Below are 17,645 nucleotides of genomic sequence, written 5' to 3'. Positions count from 1 at the left end.
GGCGTGTCCGCGTCAATAAGGAATTTGCGCAACACGCATCAGGGTCAGGCCGCTGAGCATGTCATGCGCCGCGCGCCGGCGCGGATTGAGGAAGGCGAGCAGGAAAGGCAGCCCGGCCAGTGCGAAGCTGAGCCAGAGCAGCAGCGTCCAGACAAAGGCCTGGGCCAGGCTGGGGGGCGCCAGGGTCGCGTCCTGGCGGACGACGATGCCGGTGAGCCGCTGGCCTGGCGTGGCGCCGGTGCCGCCGATCAGCAGCGTGTAATAGACGAGGGGCAGCCAGGGCAGGATGTGAAAGGCGATCCAGCCAAAGCCGAAGGTGAGCACCCCGAAGATCGCGATGGCGAAGACCATCGCCCAGCCGAACAAGGCCATGCCGATCATATCGAGCAGCAGGGCGGCGCAGCGCCGGGTGATGACGCCGTGGAACAGGGTTTGTTCAGGCGAGGGGGGGTAGTAAAGGGTCTGGCTCATGGTTTGAATCTGCGCCGTTTCGTGCCGCGAACGCAAGGGTGATGATGCCCGTCAGGCATGCGGCGAGCAGCGTCGCGTCGATAAAGGCCCGGTGCCAGGGCGAGAGCAGCAGCAACGGCGCCAGATAGGTGGCCATTCCCAGCGCCACCCAGATTGCCCCAGGCCGGGCTTCCAGCGCCAGCGCCAGTGCCGCCACCACGGCGATGCTGTCATAAGCATAAGCGTGCGGCTGCGCCAGGAAGCCCGCTACCAGCGTCACCGCCACCGCCAGCCGGTAGGGCGCGCGCCGTGCCGCCCAGATCACCACCCCGGCCATCGCCAGCGCGCACAGCATCTGCACCGCCCAGGCCAGGCCAATGCTCCCACCAAGCGCGACGATGTTGGCGGACGGGGTGATGAGGATGTTGAGATTGAGCGCTTTGGCGGCGTGGAAATAGCTGTCCTGATAGGCCGGCAATGTCCGCCACCAGAGCCGCCAGAGCCGCGCCGGATAGATCACCGCGCTGGCGCCGTTCAGCACCAGAGCGGTGAGGCAGGCGGCCAGAATGGCTTTGACCTCCCGGCGCGCCAGCAGGAAGAACGGCAGCATCACACCCAGTTGCGGCTTCAGCGTCAGCAGCCCGAACCACAGCCCGGCCAGCAGCGGGGCGCGCGGCAGCGCCGCGAACCCGGCCAGCAACAAGGCGGTGGTGAATAGGCCGGTCTCGCCGGTGGCCAGGCACAGCAAGGCCGCCGGGCTGGCCAGCAGCGCCGCCAGCACACCGCCTGCGCGCCCGGGAAAAGCCGCGCGGCAGGCCAGAGCGAGGGCGCCAATTCCCAGCGCCCCCCAGGCCAGCTTGGCCGCGCCGAAGGGCAAAGCCCGCAGCCAGGACAGCGCCAGCAGCAAGGTCGGCGGGTAGAGATAGGGATAGAAGCTGTGAAACCCGGCATAAAGCTGCTGTTCGAAGGCCTGCAGCTGGGCGCTGTCATAAAGCGCCGCCGGATCATGCGCCGCGATGAAGCGCGGATAGGCCCAGAAGGCCATGAAATCGCTGTTCAGCCGCCCTGGGGCGGCGATCAGCGACACCAGCATGAACAGGCTGAGTGCACCGCACAGCGCGATCATCGCGGTCAGGTAGGGACGGGTGGGGCCGGTTGTGGCGCGCGAACGCATCATCTATGCCCTTAGGCCAGGAATTTGGCGTGGTCGAGAGAAGGAGTAGGGCATGGCGCGGTCGGGGTCGGTCAATTATCTGTTTGGCACGCGCTTCTACAAGATGGCCTTTGTCGAGTTCGGCAACCCAGCCGCCCCGGCGGTGGTCTGCGTGCATGGCCTCACCCGCAATGGCCGCGATTTCGACCAGCTGGCCGAAGCGCTTTCCGACCGGTTCCACGTGATCTGCCCAGATCTGCCCGGGCGCGGCAAGTCCGAATGGCTGCCGGACGGGCTGGCCTATCAGCCGCCGACCTACGTGGTGGCGCTGGCGCATCTGCTGGCGCAGATCAACAAGCCGGTCGCCTGGGTCGGCACCTCGCTGGGCGGCATTTGCGGCATGATGATCGCCGCCGCCCAGAACACCCCGATCACCCGGCTGGTGCTCAACGATATCGGCCCGCATATCCCCGCCGCCTCGCTGCAGCGGATTCGCGATTACATGATGGGCGCGCCGGAGCGCTTCACCTCGGTGAAGGAGCTGACCGCGCATCTGCGCGAGATCCACGCCCCGTTCGGCCTGCTCTCGGACGCGGAATGGGCGCATCTGGGCCGCTTCTCCGCCCGCCAGGTGCTCGACCCGACCGGCGAGGGCAAGACCACGGCGCTGCATTACGATCCGAAAATCATCGACCCGATCCGCGCCACCGTGCCGCTGGATGTCGATATGTGGCCGATCTGGGAGCATATCCACGCCCCGCGCCTGGTCATTCGCGGCGCCCAGAGCGACCTGCTGCTGCCCGAAACCTATGAGCGGATGCAAGCCGAGGGGGCGGAGGGCTATGTGGTGCCCGATGCCGGCCACGCCCCGGCGCTGATGGATTATGAGAGCCAGGCGCGGATCAAGGCGTTTCTGCTGGAAGGCTGAGGCTTCGCCTTACCCGCGGGTTACGGTTTTGTGGCGCGATTGATCGCGCCGCCGCAGGCTTTACATAAAGTTGATGGTGGACCGGATTTTCGACCGCGCGCATGTCCCGCTGGTCAAGAAAGCTTTGATTTTGGCCGTGCAGAGCACCGCCTCCCAGCGCGTGTCGCTGGTCGCGGCGGGCTGCGCGTTTTACGCGACATTGGCTCTGTTCCCGACCATCACCATGCTGATTTCGCTCTACGGGCTGGTGTTTAACCCGGCGACGGTGCAGCCGCAGCTGCATTATCTGCAAAGCTTCATGCCGCCGGATGTGTATTCGCTGATTTCCCAGCGCATCCAGAGCCTGGTTTCGGAGCCAGCCAAGGGGCTGGGGGTGTCCTTCGCCATCTCGCTGCTGCTGTCGCTCTGGTCCTCCTCCACCGGCACCAAATCCGTGATCAACGCGCTCACCCTGGCCTATAATGAGCGCGAGACCCGGGGGATGATCAAATTTCAGCTGGTGGCGCTGGGGATGACCTTCATCGCCGTGCTGGGCACGGTGTTTGCCATCGGTTTCCTGGTGGCGCTGCCGGTGGCGATCGCGTTTCTCGGCCTGCCTTCCAGCCTGAAATTCCTGGTCGGGCTGCTCAGCTTCGCGGCGATGATCGCCTTCATCGTGGTCGCGCTCGGCCTGCTCTACCGGTTCGGCCCGGCGGGGAACCGCCGGACCTTCTATGCGCCGGGGGCCGGCATCGCCACAGTGGCGTGGCTGGCGGTGTGCTGGGGGTTTGGGCTTTATGTCGGGCATTTTGCCGCCTACAGCGCCACTTACGGTCCGCTGGCGACGATGATCGGCCTGATGATGTGGTTCTACATCTCGGCCTATGTCGTTCTGTTCGGCGCCGAGTTCAACGCGGCGCTGGACCGGGCCTGGCGCCACCGGCTGGGTGGCGGGCGTTAGAGCATCAAGCTTTTAGCTTGATGCTCTAGGTTTTGTTTTAGCGAGCAATTTCATGTGTTTATCTTGACGGTGGCGCGTCAACCTAAACACATATTGCTCTAAGGCCCGTGCAGGAACCCGGCCCGCACCAGCATCTGCACCGCCGCCGCCATGATGAACAGCAGCACCACGGCGCGGAACAATTTCGGCGGCAGCGCATCGCGCAGCGGCCGCCCGGCGAGAATGCCGGCGATCACCGGCAGCGCGGCAAGGGCAGAGATCACCAGATCGCCCCGGCTGGCATGGCCGGACTGGCCGAACACCGCGATCAGCACCGCGATGGAAATCACCAGCACCAGGGCGATTTCCTTGGTGAAGCGTTTACCGGTGGCGCCGGTGGCGATCAGATAGGTCGCCAGCAGCGGCCCGGGAATCGCCGAAACCCCCTCCATCAGCCCGCTGACAAACCCGGCCAGCAGCCCGGTCAGCCCGGCGGATTTTTTCGGCAGGCTGAATTTCGGCGCGAACAGCAAGGCCAGCGCCGCGATGATCAGGATGATCCCGGCCAGCCCGACGGCGAAATGCGCCGGAATCGCGAACAGGATTTTCACCCCTAGCGCGATGCCGAGCACCGCGCCGATGACCAGCAGGGCGATCGATTTCAGCGCCGCCCCGGTTTTGCCGCCCTCCAGCGCCTGCGGGATATTGCCGAGGATGATCGGCAGCGAGAGCAGCAGCACCACCTGCTTGACGCTGAGCAGCCCGGTGAGCAGCGGAATCGCGACCAGCGGCACGCCGATGCTCACCACCCCCTTCACCAGCCCGCCGACGAACAAAGCCGCCAGCACCAGCAGCCAGCCTCGGGTGGAAAGCCCGGAGAGGGTCGGCCAGAGCAGCCCATGGGCCAGAGCAAAGTGTAAATTCAGCATCCCCGCCGGGTAGCCCGGGCGCGCCACGTTGGCAATGCCGGCCGGTTGATGCTACCCGCGCGGCTGTGAGCGGCTTCCTGAAATCCGAGCCCGTGCGGGCTTGTCTGGCCCGGCTTCTGGCCCTGTATATCCAAGCGGCGCTGCGCCTGCAGTTTGGCTGCCGGATCGAGGGCGAGGTGCATATGCGCGCCTTGACCGGCACGGCGCCGATGATCGCCGCCTTCTGGCATGAAACCCTGCCGACCATGCCGGCCCTCTGGCGCGAGGTCCGGCGTGCCGGCATGACCCGCCCGGCCGCGGTGCTCGCCAGCCGCCATCGCGATGGCCAGCTCATCGGCAATATCATGCGCGCTCTGGGGCTGGGGCTGGTCTCCGGCTCCAGCTCCAAGGGCGGCGCGGCCAGCCTGCATCAGCTGGTGCGGCTGATCCAGTCCGGCAGCCATATCGTCATCACCCCGGACGGTCCGCGCGGCCCCGCCCGGGTGCCGGCCCCCGGGGTGGCGGCGCTGGCGGGGATGACCGGCGCGCTGATCCTGCCCTGCGGCGCGGCCACCACCCGCTTCATCACGCTGCGCAAGAGCTGGGACGGGATGCGCATCCCGCTGCCCTTCGGCCGGCTGGTGCTGGTCTGCGGCGCGCCGCTGGCGGTGCCACGCGACGCGTGGCGGGAGGCGCTGCCCGCCATCGCCGCGGCGCTGGATGATGCCCAGGCGCGGGCAAAGCCGTGATCCTGCGCCTTTACGCCGCCGCCACTGCGCTGGCGGCACCCTATCTCACCCGCATGCTGGCCAGGCGCGCGGGCAGGGGCAAGGAAATCCCCGCCCGTCTGGCCGAGCGCCAGGGCATCGCCAGCCTGGCGCGTCCGGCGGGGCGGCTGGTCTGGGTGCATGCGGCGAGTGTCGGCGAGACGATGTCCGCCTTGCCGTTGCTGCGGCTGCTGGTGGCGCGCGGCCCGGTGCTGCTGACCACCGGCACCGTCACCTCGGCCAGGCTGGCGCAAGAGCGCCTGGCGCCCGGCGTGGTGCATCAATTCGTGCCGCTGGATGTGCCGGGCTGGGCGGCGCGGTTTCTGGAGCATTGGCGCCCGGATGTGGCGGTGTTTCTGGAGAGCGAGATATGGCCCAACCTGCTCACCGGCTGCGATGCGCGGGGCATCAGGCGGGTGCTGGTCAATGGCCGTATGTCGCCCGGCTCGGCCCGCAACTGGGCGCGCGTGCCGAAAACGGCGCGCCGGCTGCTCGGTGGGTTTGCCGCCATCCACGCCCAATCCGCCGGCGATGCCGCGCAGTTTCGCGGGCTGGGGGCGGCCAATGTGCGCGAATGGGGCAATCTGAAATTCTTCGCCGCCCCCTTGCCAGTGGAGGATGCGGCGCTGGCCCGGCTGCAAGCCGCGATTCCCGGCCCGGTCTGGCTCGCCGCCAGCACCCATGCGGGCGAGGAGGCGCAGATTTATGCGGCGCATCAGGCGCTGCTCTCCGATTATCCCGATCTGGTCACGCTGCTCGTCCCTCGCCACCCTGAGCGCGGCGGCGAGGTGGCGACCTTGTGCGGCAGCGCCCCGCGCCGCTCCCTGGGCGAGATGCCGCTGGCGGGCCAGGTCTATGTCGCCGACACGCTGGGCGAGCTGGGTTTGTTCTTCCGAGCCGCCCCCTTCGCCTTCGTCGGCAATTCCTTGACGGGGTTCGGCGGCCATAACATCGTCGAACCGGCTTTGCTGGCCCGGCCGGTGATCTGCGGGCCGCATCTTGAGAATTTCATTGAGGCGGCGGCGCGCCTGCGCGGCGCCGGGGCGCTGTTGGATGTGCTTGATGTTCCAGGCCTTATCGAAGCCGTGCGCGGCTGGCTGGCGGACCCGGCGGCCGCGCATGCGGCCGGCGCGCGCGGGCAGGCGGTTTTTGCAGGCGCGGAGCGATTGCCTGAACGGCTCGTTGGCCTCATCTTGGGGGCCGAGCCATGAAAGCCCCGACATTCTGGACCAGGCGCGGCCCCACCGCGCAATTGCTGCGCCCTTTTGGGCTGGTCACCCGTCTCGCGACGGCGCGGCGGCTGCGCAAGCCGGGTCTGGAGATCGGTGTGCGGACCATCTGTGTCGGCAATGCCGGTGTCGGCGGCGCGGGCAAGACGGTGGTGGCGCTGGATATCCTCTCCCGCCTGACCGGCCATCCCTTCGCGCTGACCCGTGGCTATGGCGGCAGCCTGAGCGGGCCGTTGCTGGTGGAGCGCGGCCTGCACAGCCCGGCCGAGGTCGGCGATGAGGCGCTGCTGCTGGCCGATGTTGCCCCCACGGTGAAATCCCGCGACCGCGCCGCCGGTGCCCGGCTGGCTCTGGCCGAGGGCGCCACCGCCATCGTCATGGATGACGGGTTGCAGAACCCGGCCGTGCAGAAGGATCTCTCGCTGTTGGTGATCGATGGCGGTTATGGTTTTGGCAACGGGCTGCTGCTGCCCGCCGGGCCGCTGCGCGAGCCGGTGGAGGTCGCCGCCCAGCGCTGCCACGCCGCGGTGCTGATCGGTGAGGACGAGACCGGGGCGCTGGCGCGCCTGCCGGCCTCGATGCCGGTGCTGCGCGCGCATCTGGTGCCGGACTGCGCCGAGCCGCTGGGCCGCCGCCCGGTGATCGCCTTCGCCGGCATCGGCCGGCCAGAGAAATTCTTCCGCTCCGTGCTCTCGCTGGGGGCGGAGCTGGTGGCGCAGCACGCCTATCCGGACCATCACGTCTATGAGGCGCGCGATGCCTCGGCGCTGCTGGCCGAGGCCGCTTATAAGGGCGCCAAACTGGTCACCACGGCCAAGGATTTCGTCAAGCTGCCGGCCAATTTGCGCGCCGCCTGCCTGGTCGTGCAGGCGCATCTGGCCTGGGAGGATGAGATGGCGCTGGAGCTGTTGCTGAGCGCATGAGCCGCCCGCCATTGTCTCTTACCGCCCGGGCCGAGGCGCTGCTGGTGCGCGGGCTGATCGGGCTGCTGCGGGCGCTGCCGGTGACCACGGCGTCCCGGCTGGGCGGGGCGGTGACGCGCAGCATCGGCCCGCTGCTGCCGGTGACGCGCAAGGTGGGGGACGCCAATCTGCGCCTGGCGATGCCGGAGCTGAACGCGGCGCAGCGCCAGGCGATATTGCGCGATGTCTGGACCAATCTCGGCCAGAGCATCGCCGAGCTGGTGCGGTTGCGGGCGATGACCCGCCACCCCCAAGGCAGCACCGCGCCGGGCTATACGCTGTCGGGCTGGGAGGAGCATGTGCTCCCCCACATCGTCCCCGGCAAGCCGCTGCTGTTCTTCACCGCCCATATCGGCAATTGGGAGATCATGCCGCTGATCGCCGAGCGCAGCGGGGTGGAATTCGGCTTCATGTACCGCGCCGCCTCGAACGCGGCGGTGGATGAGATTTTGCGTGGCCTGCGCCGGGATGGTTATCGCAGCGCGGTCAAAATGTTCGCCAAAGGGGCGGCTGGGGGGCGCGCGGCGCTGGCGCATCTGCGCCAGGGCGGGGCGCTGGGGCTGCTGGTGGACCAGAAGCTGGATACCGGGCTCAGCGTGCCGTTCTTCGGTAAACCGGCGATGACGATGGACGCGCTGGCCAGTTTCGCGCTGAAATTCCAGTGCCCGGTGATCCCGATCCATGTCGAACGGCAGGGCCCGGCGCGGCTGCATGTGGTGATCGAGCCGCCTTTGGCGCTGCCGGAGAGTGGGGATCGCAAGGCGGATCTGCTGGCGCTGACCGGGACGATGAACCGGATCGTGGAGGGGTGGGTGAGGGCGCGCCCGGGGGACTGGCTGTGGCTGCACCGGCGTTGGCCGAAGGGCAGCGTTTAAACCCCGCCTGTAAAATTGCAAAAGTTTTTTGGTGCCGCTTTTTTACAAAAAAGCGGCGAAAACGTTCGGGGTGTTGGCACAGACATTGCCAAAACCCCGAACGTTTTGCGGCCCTTTTTGAAAAAAGGGCCGCCCCCCAAAAACTTTTGCAAATGATTCAATCAGCCCTCCGGCGCCGGGTGCTCGTTCCATTCGATGGATAGCTCCTCCTGCGCCGCCAGAAGCAGCAAATGCTGGTCGATGGTGCGCTTCAACGCCTCCAGCGCCTGCGCGTCACCCGCATTGACAATGATGGAGAGCTTGCGCGCATCCGCGTCCAGCGTGCAGAGGCCAGCGGAAAAACTGACTTCCCCGGCGCTATTGTCCGCCTCGCGCAGCGCCGGCAGCCGGGGTGCGAAATGGCTGACAAATTGCCCAAGATAGTCCCGCGCCTGCGCGGTGGGGATGATGGCCGTGGCATTCATGCGTCGCGGTCTCCTTCTCTCCTGGAGGCGGGCAGCGCGCCCGCCTTGGTCGTCAGGCGCGGGGCTTCCCCCGCGCGGGTCGTCTCGGCTCAGAGCGCCTCGATCTTGCGCACCAGATCGTCGATCATCTCGGTCACCTGGGCCAATGTCTGTGCATCGGCATCGCGGCCGCCAAAGCGCATCCGCAGCGCCGTGCGCAGATTCTCCATCGCCCGTCGCACCGGCAGCACCGAGGCATGGGACGGGCTGGCGAGGCTGATCCGCTCCAGCATCGCATCCAGCACCGGACGCGAGCGGTTGAGCATTTCGCGCCCGGCTTCGGTGATGGTGAAGAGCTTCTTCGCGCCTTCGGTGGTCGCCTCAACCTGGCCCATCTCCTCGAGCATGGTGAGGGTCGGGTAGATCACGCCGGGGCTGGGCACATAGGCGCCGCCGGTCAGCTCCTCGATCGCCTTGATCAGCTCATAGCCATGACGCGGGCTTTCATTGATCAGGTTCAGCAGCAGCAGCCGCAGATCACCATGTTCGAGCAGGCGCTTCAGCCGGCCGCCGCGATGGTGCCGCGTGTCACGCTCCTCCAGCCGCTCACGCATGTCGCGCATGAAGCGACGGCCGGGATGTTCGTGTCGAGAGCCGAAAAAATGATGGGGTTTCATAAGAGGATTCATCCTTCTGATGGTTTAGATAGTTTTAGATATATCTAAACACAGTCGAATGTCAAATCTATTCGGCATAAATCATCTTCCGGGTCATCCCCCCATCGACGGTGAACTCCGCCCCGGTGATGAATTCCGCATCCGGCCCCAGCAGAAACGCCGCCAGATTGGCGATATCTTCCACTTTGCCGACGCGCCCGGCCGGGTGCTGGGCGTCGTCCTCGGGGCGGATCGGGTAATGGCCGGTATCGATCCAGCCCGGCGAAATGCAGTTGACCCGAATATCCGGCCCCAGGCTGACCGCCAGCGCATGGGTGAGTGCCACCAGCCCGCCTTTGGAGGCGGCGTAAGATTCCGTATCCGGCTCGGACATATGGGCGCGGGTGGAGGCGATGGTGACCACCGCGCCCTTGCTGGCGCGCAGCATCTTGGCGCCGCAGCGCACCAGCAGAAAGGCGCTGGTGAGGTTGGTGGCCAGCACCGCGTTGAATTCCTCCGGCGTCAGCTCTTCCAGTGGCTTGCGGATCATGAAGCCGGCATTGCAGATGATGCCGTCCAGCCGCTCCTCCACCGCCTCGATGCCGGTGAACAGGCTGGCGACCTGCGCGGGGTCCGAGACATCGCAGATCACCGCGCGGGCGGCGCTGCTCTCGGGCTTGGCCTTGTCGGCGATGACGACACGATGCCCGTCCGCCAGCAATTTCGTCGCGATGCCGGCCCCGATGCCCTTGGCCCCGCCACTGATCAGATACACGCCCATATCTCGGTCTCCTGTCTTCGCTTTGGCCATCCTCAGCCGGAGATGTCGGGAGAAGATGACCATGTTCAAGCGAAAATAAGGCTTTCCAAAGGTAAGCTTATGTTGCGGCGCAGGGGCGTGGGTGTTGCGGCGTGGTAACGCCTTACTTCGTCTTCATGTTTTGGTGGTGGGCGGGCGTGGATGGCTTGGTTAAGCAAACCTATACGGCAGGGAAAGGATCTTCATGCGGCGTATGATTTTGCTGACATTGCTGGGCCTGGGCGGCTGTGCGGTGAATGATTCGCGGGTGGCGCTGAAGGCACAGCACCAGCTGGTCGGGCTGACGGAATTACAGCTGGAGACCTGCGCGGGGGTGCCGGATGAGAAAGCCAGTTTCGGCGGCACCGATATTCTCACCTATTACGCGACCTCGACCAGCTCGACCGGGCTGACCATTCCGCTGATTGGCGGCATCAGCAAATCCTATGGCGGCTATTGCCATACGATTTTCCGGGTGGATGACGGCAAGGTGACGTCGGTGCGGTATGTGGGCGAGAAGGATGCGGTGGCGGCGGTGGATGCGTTCTGTGCCAACACCGTGCGCGGCTGCCTGGCCTCGCCGCCGCCGGATACGCCCGCGGCACCGGCGATGGGTGCCAGCCCCGCAATCATTGAGACCCGGCCGCCGCAGCCCGCCCAGCCGCCGGGCGTGCCGACGGCCTGAAAAAGTTGCAAAAGTTTTTGGGGTGCAGCCCTTTTTTCAAAAGGCGATATTATACTTGCCAAACCCGCAACAATATCTGGTATGATACATCCTCACCGAGTCGTGGGGTTCTATGGACACATATCAGTTATTGCGGTCTGCGGTTTTGAACCGGCAGCAGGCCGCATTCTACTATGACGGCCATCTTAGGGTCTGCTGTCCTCATGCCGTTGGTATGAGAGACGGAAAGCGCCGCGTCATGGCGTTTCAGTTTGAAGGCGGTAGCTCAAACGGTCTACCGCCAGGCGGTCAGTGGCGCTGCTTTGAAATTGCCAAGATTGATGGTCTCGACATTCAGGATGGACCATGGCACACGGGCACAAGTCACTCCAGGCCAAATTCATGCATTACGATTGTTGATGTAGAGACGCGCGGTTAGGCGTACTCTCGCTCGACCGTGGCGCCCTGGTATTTCCAGACGGCATACTCATGCGCCCTCGCTTGAGCGTCAGGGCCAGAGAAGATCGTCACGTCAACGGACCCGTCGTTGTCTATATCATTGGCTTCTACGGTCCAAGTCACGGGAATTTCATCGTTTTTAACGATAACAACTGAGCTTTTCATGTCGCCTCACTGGCTTTCCGGTGGATTCTTTAGCGTAGCATTTCCCCCCGGTGGTTGGGCAAGCTTTTTCAGCTTTTCGTCAAAAGCAGCCTCGCTCTCGTCCACCTCAAGCTGGCGGGCGGCCTCCTTGAAGCGATCAATCTGGCTTTTATCCTTGGGAGGCTGGGGCATCTTCTAATATCTCTTGTATGTCGCGTTGAGCATATTCAGGCGGCAGGTCTAGCTCCCAGGAATGCTTCACCGTTAACCCGGCATGAGCCGCGAAATTACTCTGGGATGAGTCATCCGTATAAAACACCTTAGCGCCTGACGCCTTTGCTACGGCTACTATTTGCCGGTCAAACTTTACTTCTTGCTTGGTTCCAGAGGCTTTAAGACCGACACCTTGTGCGGTTTGAGTAATAATAGCCAATTCAATCGAAGCTTTTACATCAAATGGCGCCAACTGAATCACGCTATAGGACTTTATGACTTCCATGATCTTTTGAATGTCCCTGGCTCCGATAAGAGATTCCGCCAAACACGGAGTAGGGATAATTATTTTAACCTTAGATTCACTAAGGCGATCAACAAGGGCCTCAATCCGTTGCTTCCAGTGAGCGACGACTTGCCCTGTTGCAGGGTCCCTTCCTGGCTGAGACGCGGGATTTAGAATTAGCGACAGAAAGGTATTGTCAAACGCAACAATCACTGGAGATGGCTGCCATTTTGGTCGTGGCCATCATTTGTCTCAAAAACATCCTCTGGCCAGTCAATATCGATCTGGCGCAGCTCGTCTATGACGGAGCGGAGGCTCGTAGATTTAACAGGAACAACTTCTTTAATCTCAAGTTTGAGGGCCGCCCACGCACCATCAGTGTCTCTTGCCCATATGCCGGGGCCGGACACTTTAACCGTCTCAAACAAGTGACTGCGAAGCTTCTTTGCGATTTCGTCGGTGACGGTGCACATAAGCGTGTTGCCGCTTTCCAGCTTTATCCGCGCATGGAACTCTCGCCCTGCGTCAGAGAGCATATACAGATAGCCTATAACCGTCCCCTCGTCAGGAACTTCCAGCGCCATATTTTGAGCGGGACGTGTGCCAGGAAAACGAATTACCACCCCCTTCTGCTCTCGAAGGAGACCCGTGGTCTTGTCCTCTGCAACCATCCTATTGATGGCAGCAGACGCGTTCATTGCGTCCGCAGGCGCCTTTTTTTCTCTGATCGCTCTAACTTGGGCACGCACCTTACCCGCTGTCCTAGGATCAATTTTTGCAACCAGAGCGGTACAGTTGTTTTCAACGCGTTGAAAATGCACAGCGCCTTCATAGCCAAGCATTTTGGCCATTTGCCGCAAGTATTCTGCGAGCCGAGACATAGGAATGGTATCAGGGGTAAAACCCTCCAATACCAATCTATACTCAGTTCCAAACTGCATTTCGACGGCCCATTTGTTCAGCCCGTGGCGCCAACCGCCAGCGAGTCCCGGTATGTCAACCGCTTTCCGACAATACCACTTAAGGCATTGTCTGCACGAGCGTTATCATCGAATCCCAGCTTCACGCGATTGTTATAGCGGAAGTCAAATTCAGCCAGATAACGATGCAGATGCCTCTCCGCACAGTGTTGATAAACGCCCTTCATGCCGCGTTTGAAGATGCTGAAATAGCCTTCAATCGTGTTGCTGTGTACGTCGCCGCGTACGTATTCGCCCTGCCCGTGACGGGTGAACTCATGGCAGGCAAAGTGTTGATTAACCTTATGGTATTGCCCGGCTTCATCGGTCATGATCGCCGTTTCCTTGGCGATATTGGCCTTAAGGATCGGCATAACGTCATCCGTGCTGGTGCCGTCCACATGGAAAGAGCGCACCGCGCCACCACGCTCCACGAGGCTCAGAACGGCGCGCTTATGGCTGTAACCACGGCGCTTCACGGCACCTTCCTTACGGCCGATAAAGGTCTCGTCGGCCTCAACCACGGCGCCCAAACCGCCCAGCGGCTCCAAGCCGCCAGAGCGCATAGCCTCGCGGATGCGTTGGCTCATGAACCAGCCGGTCTTGACCGTCACGCCCAGCACGCGGGCAAGCTGGTTGCTGCTGATGCCCTTCTTGCTGGCGCACATCAGATAGACCGCTTGCAGCCAGACGTGCAGCTTGACATGGCTGCTCTCAAACGCAGTCCCCACGGTGACGCGGGACTGCTTGCGGCAGGCGTAGCACTTATACAGACCGGGGCGGGTGGCCTTACCCTCAAGCCGCTTCATGCGCTCCATAGTACCGCAATGCGGGCAAACAGGACCGTGCGGCCACACGACGCTTTCCAGCTTCGCGTATGCCGCTTCTTCATCCTGAAAATAGGGCGCATTGAGAATGCTCATGCCCAAACACTACATAATGCGGTTGGGTTTGGCAAGTATAATATCGCCTTTCAAAAAGGGTTGCAAAACGTCTGGGGTGTTGACGACGGCGTTGCACACGCCCCGGCCTCTTCGCCGCTTTTTGAAAAAAGCGGCACCAAAAACTTTTATAACTTATTCCGCCGCGTTCTGCTTTTCGACGTCGCTCTTCAACTGCCCGCACGCGGCCAGAATATCGCGCCCGCGCGGGGTGCGGATCGGCGAGGCATAGCCCGCCTGCATCACGATCGCCGCAAATTTCTTCAGCGCCTCCGGCGTCGAAGGCTGATAGGCCGAGCCCGGCCAGGGGTTGAAGGGGATCAGATTCACCTTCGCCGGCAATCCGGCGATCAGCCGCACCAGCTCATGCGCCTCCGCCTCGGAATCATTCACCCCGCGCAGCATCACATATTCAAACGTGATCCGCCGCGCGTTCGAGGCGCCGGGATAGCGATGGCACGCCTCGATCAGCTCCTTGATCGGGTATTTGCGGTTCAGCGGCACCAGCTCGTCGCGCAGATCATCGCGCACCGCATGCAGCGACACCGCCAGGTTTACCCCCAGCTCCTCGCCCGCCCGGTCCATCATCGGCACCACGCCGGAGGTGGAGAGGGTAATGCGCCGGCGCGAGAGCGCGATGCCCTCGCCATCCATGATGATCTTCATCGCCTTGGCGACGTTCTCGTAATTATAAAGCGGCTCGCCCATGCCCATCAGCACGATGGTGGAGAGCAAACGCGGGGTTTCGCCGCGCGGGCTCGGCCACTCGCCATAGGCATCGCGCGCCGCCATGAACTGGCCGACAATCTCCGCCGCCGAGAGGTTGCGCGAGAGGCGCTGCGTGCCGGTATGGCAGAAGCGGCAGGAGAGGGTGCAGCCGACCTGGGAGGAGAGGCAGACCGCGCCGCGATCCTCCTGGCGGTCCGGAATATACACCGTCTCCACCGCCTCATGGTCGCGGAAGCGGAACAGGAATTTGCGGGTCTCGTCCTTGGAGAGCTGGTCGGTCGCCACCTCCGGCCGGCCGATGACGAAGCGCTGCGCCAGCTTCTCCTGCAAGGGCTTGGCGATGTTGGACATTGCCGCGAAATCCCGCACGCCCTGGTGATAGATCCAGTGCCAGAGCTGCTTGGCGCGGAACGGCTTCTCGCCGAACGCCGCCACCTCCTCCAGCAGCTCCTCGCGCGAGAGCCCGACCAGATCCCGCCGCCCATCCGGCAGAATATGCGGCGGCGGCGAGAAATGCGCCGCCTTGGCGAGGATGCGCTCGCGCTCGGCGGCGGTGAGGTCGAGTGTCACTGACATGCGTCGGATATCGCCTTGTAGGCGGCTGAGAAGCCGGAGAGGGAGAACTGGTCGGTGACGGTGATCTTGCCCTTCGGCCCGGGGCTGGTGACGACCGCGTCATTGCCGGATTTGAACGCGGCCACGGCTTTCGCGCCATCGGCGGTGAAGGCGACATTCTTCTGGGTGTAGAAACCGAAATCCTGGGGGCCGACGCTCAGCTTCACCTTCGCGTCCTTGGGGTAATCATAGCCGGCGGTGACGGACACCTCGTTGGCGGAGCCTTTGCGGTTGGTCACGGTCAGCATCACCTTGCCGCGTGAGGCAATGGCCGGCTTGGCGCTCTGCACAGTGGTGAAGGCGTAGCAGATCTTGGCCGCGCCCGTGCCGTAGGTGGCGGCTGTCCAATCGCCATATTTGCCGCCATTGGGGCCAAGGGCGGTCGGGCCGGCGGCCAGGGCGGAGGCGGGGAGCAGGGCGAGCAGGGAGGTGGCGAGCAATCTCTTCATGGGCGAGCATTTAAAACAAACGCCGCCCACATGAAAGCCGGACCTGATTACCGTTTCCAAAGCCACGGCATAAAGTTATAAAAGTTTTGCCGATATCACCCGCCTCAGACCCAGACAGTGTTGTGGGGGCGCGGCAATCTCACCCCGCGCAATGTTCAGAAACGCGGCGCCAAACAGCTTTATTCCGCTATAGTTCCCGTGAACAAAATCTGGCCATCGCGCCGCGCGATCGCCAGCACCGTCATCCCCGCCTGCTCCGCCACCCGCAGCGCCAGCCCGGTGGGCGCGGAAATCGCCACAATTGCGCGCATCCCGGCAATCACCGCCTTCTGCACCATCTCGTAAGAGCAGCGCGAGGTCAGCAGGCAGAACCCATCGGCGAAATCGACCCTGCCGCGCATCCCCGCCCCGATCAGCTTGTCCAGCGCATTATGCCGGCCGACATCCTCGCGGATCAGCCTGATCTCCCCGTCCGGCCCGCACCAGGCGGCGCCATGCACCATATGCACGTCGCGGTTCAGCGCCTGATGCGTCTCCAACGTGCCCAACGCATGGCGGATGGCGGCCAGCGATGCCGGCTTCCCGTCCGGCACGCGGGGCAAGGGCCGCAAAATCTGGCCCGCATCCTCCACCCCGCAAACCCCGCAGCCAGTGCGGCCCACCACGGTGCGCCGCGCCGCCTGCATCAGCCTATGAAACGCCTCGGCCGGGATGCGCAGATCGGCCGTGATCCCCTCCGGGCCGGCGGTCAGGGCGATGGAGCGGATCTCCTCGGCCCGCGCCACGATGCCTTCCGTCAGCGAGAAGCCGACGCAGAAATCCTCGATATCCCGGGCTGTGGCCATCATCACCGCGTGGCGCATGGTATTGTAGCTGAGGCTGATCGGCGTCTCTTCCGCCAGTTGCCGCGCCACCGCCTGCGGGGCGTCTCCGTCAGCCAGGCGCTGGGCCGGCCAACTGCACGAAACCGGGGGAAGGGGAGGCACCATGGCGGCAAATTAGGGTGTGGCGGTGAAAGCGCAAGAGGTGCCGCAAGCCGGACCGATACGCAAACATAACCGGTTCGCGCATATGAAAATCCGCCGGTCTATGCCTATATCTCAGATGACCGAGATGTAAGGAGCGTGCGATGGTCCGGTTATCGTTGGATAGATCCTCTCTGGGGCTGATGATGGCGATGGGGCTGGGCAGCGCCGCCCTGGCGCAGAGCGCCACGACGGGTACGGCGACCATTACCCAAAATCCCAACAGCTCGGTGGTTCAGCCCGGCCTGGCGAAGCCGCCCAGCAGCGCGCCGGCGCCGAAAGCCGCGCACAAGCCCGCCGGCACCCAGCCCACCCTGCCGAATAACCCGACCCTGCCGCAAATTGCCCTGCACCCGACCGCGACGATCGGCTCGCCCGTCCCCATCGCCGGGCCGGGCGGCACCACCAAGCAACCGACAGGGGAATAAGCGCCGGCGCGCCGGGTTTCGGCCGGGTCAACCCCGGCCGGTACGCAGGCTTTGCGGCCCGTCCGCCGGTTTCACGATTTCATCGCTCCGGCAGATACATTCGACATATTTGCCGTGATGTTCGCGAAATACCCAGCCATCTTCGATATAGATACGTTCCTGCGCGTGACTGCCGGCGCCAGCAAGCTGGGTCTTCAGCGCGACAATCCGGGAAGCGGCAGAGAGTGTGTGGAGCTGTTTCATCGTTCCCACCCTTTGTTCTCGGATGAGCAATCATAGGCGGAATTGGCGCCTGGCATCAAACGCAAAAACACAATCTTGCCAAATTTTATTCCCGGTAAGCGGCGGGTAAAAATTCGTCGCGCTGCGGCGAATTTTCAGATTTCTTAGGTCGTGTCTGCATTCATAGATTCCCTTTGTTTGTGATTTCTGATTCAAGGCTTGAGGAGGGTTCTTGCCTTGAGCAGACGGACACTGACGGACGAACAATGGAACCGCATTGAGGGTCACTTGCCTGGCCGTGTTGGCACCCCTGGCCGAAGCGGGGTGGACAACCGACTTTTTGTTGATGCGATCTTATGGATGGCTGGCAATGCGGCGCGTTGGCGAGATTTGCCGGAGATGTTTGGCAAATGGACGGCGGT

23 protein-coding genes are annotated in these 17,645 nt (G+C 63.7%); 9 read left to right on the top strand and 14 right to left on the bottom strand.

The genetic code is table 11. The features are described 5' to 3' along the window. Positions 1–12 precede the first annotated feature (12 nt). Entirely contained in the window at positions 13–471 is a 459-nt protein-coding gene (locus T331_RS0115005) for an RDD family protein (protein WP_026440612.1), read from the bottom strand. Further along, the gene (locus T331_RS0115000; RefSeq protein ID WP_026440611.1) at positions 437–1,627 is read right to left on the bottom strand and encodes a glycosyltransferase family 87 protein; all 1,191 of its coding nucleotides are present in this window, start codon (positions 1,625–1,627) and stop codon (positions 437–439) included. Before T331_RS0115000 ends, T331_RS0115005 begins: the two co-directional genes overlap by 35 nt. A gap of 49 nt (positions 1,628–1,676) precedes the next feature. Between T331_RS0115000 and T331_RS0114995 the strand changes: the two genes are divergently transcribed. Beyond that, entirely contained in the window at positions 1,677–2,531 is an 855-nt protein-coding gene (locus T331_RS0114995) for an alpha/beta fold hydrolase (RefSeq protein ID WP_008492733.1), read from the top strand. Positions 2,532–2,604: 73 nt separating this feature from the next. Continuing rightward, complete coding sequence (locus T331_RS0114990; RefSeq protein ID WP_026440610.1) at positions 2,605–3,471, top strand: YihY/virulence factor BrkB family protein; 867 nt, start codon at positions 2,605–2,607, stop codon at positions 3,469–3,471. A gap of 98 nt (positions 3,472–3,569) precedes the next feature. Here the strand turns inward: T331_RS0114990 and T331_RS0114985 are convergent, their stop codons facing one another. Beyond that, positions 3,570–4,379 carry a sulfite exporter TauE/SafE family protein gene (locus T331_RS0114985; protein WP_026440609.1) on the bottom strand — a complete coding sequence of 270 codons (810 nt, stop codon included), beginning with the start codon at positions 4,377–4,379 and terminating at the stop codon, positions 3,570–3,572. A gap of 92 nt (positions 4,380–4,471) precedes the next feature. On the opposite strand from T331_RS0114985, the gene T331_RS18595 reads away from it, so the two are divergent. From T331_RS18595 to T331_RS0114965, 4 genes are read left to right on the top strand one after another with little or no spacing between them, the layout of a single operon-like run. Then, complete coding sequence (locus tag T331_RS18595) at positions 4,472–5,107, top strand: lysophospholipid acyltransferase family protein (RefSeq protein WP_244876974.1); 636 nt, start codon at positions 4,472–4,474, stop codon at positions 5,105–5,107. Further along, positions 5,104–6,336, top strand: a complete 1,233-nt coding sequence (locus T331_RS0114975) for a 3-deoxy-D-manno-octulosonic acid transferase (protein ID WP_026440608.1) — start codon at positions 5,104–5,106, stop codon at positions 6,334–6,336. The genes T331_RS18595 and T331_RS0114975 overlap by 4 nt, the downstream gene beginning before the upstream one ends. Continuing rightward, complete coding sequence (gene lpxK, locus T331_RS0114970; RefSeq protein WP_008492739.1) at positions 6,333–7,277, top strand: tetraacyldisaccharide 4'-kinase; 945 nt, start codon at positions 6,333–6,335, stop codon at positions 7,275–7,277. Before T331_RS0114975 ends, lpxK begins: the two co-directional genes overlap by 4 nt. After that, positions 7,274–8,191 (top strand): lysophospholipid acyltransferase family protein, encoded by a 918-nt coding sequence (locus tag T331_RS0114965; protein WP_035180371.1) that lies wholly within the window; start codon positions 7,274–7,276, stop codon positions 8,189–8,191. The genes lpxK and T331_RS0114965 overlap by 4 nt, the downstream gene beginning before the upstream one ends. A 161-nt stretch (positions 8,192–8,352) precedes the next feature. Here the strand turns inward: T331_RS0114965 and T331_RS0114960 are convergent, their stop codons facing one another. The 3 genes from T331_RS0114960 to T331_RS0114950 all read right to left on the bottom strand — a co-directional run bounded on the left by T331_RS0114960 (position 8,353) and on the right by T331_RS0114950 (position 10,071). Next, complete coding sequence (locus T331_RS0114960) at positions 8,353–8,655, bottom strand: DUF2218 domain-containing protein (RefSeq protein WP_026440606.1); 303 nt, start codon at positions 8,653–8,655, stop codon at positions 8,353–8,355. Between the two features lie 89 nt (positions 8,656–8,744). Beyond that, entirely contained in the window at positions 8,745–9,257 is a 513-nt protein-coding gene (locus T331_RS18590; protein ID WP_051622414.1) for a PadR family transcriptional regulator, read from the bottom strand. 121 nt (positions 9,258–9,378) lie between these two features. Next, positions 9,379–10,071: an SDR family oxidoreductase gene (locus tag T331_RS0114950; protein WP_008492743.1), complete on the bottom strand. Its 693-nt coding sequence runs from the start codon at positions 10,069–10,071 to the stop codon at positions 9,379–9,381. A 223-nt stretch (positions 10,072–10,294) separates the two neighbouring features. Between T331_RS0114950 and T331_RS0114945 the strand changes: the two genes are divergently transcribed. Further along, complete coding sequence (locus T331_RS0114945; RefSeq protein ID WP_155992744.1) at positions 10,295–10,774, top strand: hypothetical protein; 480 nt, start codon at positions 10,295–10,297, stop codon at positions 10,772–10,774. A 609-nt stretch (positions 10,775–11,383) separates the two neighbouring features. Here T331_RS0114945 and T331_RS20230 read toward each other — a convergent pair. The 7 genes from T331_RS20230 to fdhD all read right to left on the bottom strand — a co-directional run bounded on the left by T331_RS20230 (position 11,384) and on the right by fdhD (position 16,537). After that, positions 11,384–11,548 (bottom strand): hypothetical protein, encoded by a 165-nt coding sequence (locus tag T331_RS20230; RefSeq protein ID WP_169738209.1) that lies wholly within the window; start codon positions 11,546–11,548, stop codon positions 11,384–11,386. Beyond that, on the bottom strand, positions 11,526–11,855 hold the full coding sequence (locus T331_RS20175; RefSeq protein ID WP_162173916.1) for a hypothetical protein: 330 nt from the start codon (positions 11,853–11,855) through the stop codon (positions 11,526–11,528). The genes T331_RS20230 and T331_RS20175 overlap by 23 nt, the downstream gene beginning before the upstream one ends. A 209-nt stretch (positions 11,856–12,064) precedes the next feature. Further along, entirely contained in the window at positions 12,065–12,697 is a 633-nt protein-coding gene (locus tag T331_RS19265) for a hypothetical protein (RefSeq protein ID WP_211248740.1), read from the bottom strand. Positions 12,698–12,813: 116 nt separating this feature from the next. After that, on the bottom strand, positions 12,814–13,737 hold the full coding sequence (locus tag T331_RS0114925; protein ID WP_035180369.1) for an IS1595 family transposase: 924 nt from the start codon (positions 13,735–13,737) through the stop codon (positions 12,814–12,816). A 153-nt stretch (positions 13,738–13,890) separates the two neighbouring features. After that, a complete protein-coding gene (gene rlmN / locus T331_RS0114920) occupies positions 13,891–15,060 on the bottom strand; it encodes a 23S rRNA (adenine(2503)-C(2))-methyltransferase RlmN (RefSeq protein ID WP_026440602.1) in 1,170 nt (389 codons plus the stop codon). Beyond that, positions 15,051–15,548, bottom strand: a complete 498-nt coding sequence (locus T331_RS0114915) for an invasion associated locus B family protein (RefSeq protein WP_026440601.1) — start codon at positions 15,546–15,548, stop codon at positions 15,051–15,053. The genes rlmN and T331_RS0114915 overlap by 10 nt, the downstream gene beginning before the upstream one ends. A 179-nt stretch (positions 15,549–15,727) precedes the next feature. Further along, entirely contained in the window at positions 15,728–16,537 is an 810-nt protein-coding gene (gene fdhD, locus T331_RS0114910; protein ID WP_035180366.1) for a formate dehydrogenase accessory sulfurtransferase FdhD, read from the bottom strand. A 140-nt stretch (positions 16,538–16,677) separates the two neighbouring features. On the opposite strand from fdhD, the gene T331_RS0114905 reads away from it, so the two are divergent. After that, positions 16,678–17,001: a hypothetical protein gene (locus T331_RS0114905; protein WP_155992741.1), complete on the top strand. Its 324-nt coding sequence runs from the start codon at positions 16,678–16,680 to the stop codon at positions 16,999–17,001. Between the two features lie 27 nt (positions 17,002–17,028). Here T331_RS0114905 and T331_RS0114900 read toward each other — a convergent pair whose 3' ends face one another. Then, positions 17,029–17,244, bottom strand: coding sequence for a hypothetical protein (locus tag T331_RS0114900; RefSeq protein ID WP_008492750.1), 216 nt, complete (start codon positions 17,242–17,244; stop codon positions 17,029–17,031). 216 nt (positions 17,245–17,460) lie between these two features. Between T331_RS0114900 and T331_RS19585 the strand changes: the two genes are divergently transcribed. Then, on the top strand, positions 17,461–17,645 hold a 185-nt coding region (locus T331_RS19585; protein WP_155992740.1), incomplete at its 3' end, for a transposase.

The organism is Acidocella facilis ATCC 35904, from assembly GCF_000687875.1.
GTDB classification, from domain to species: Bacteria; Pseudomonadota; Alphaproteobacteria; order Acetobacterales; family Acetobacteraceae; genus Acidocella; species Acidocella facilis.
This window is presented reverse-complemented; position numbering and strand designations above follow the sequence as displayed.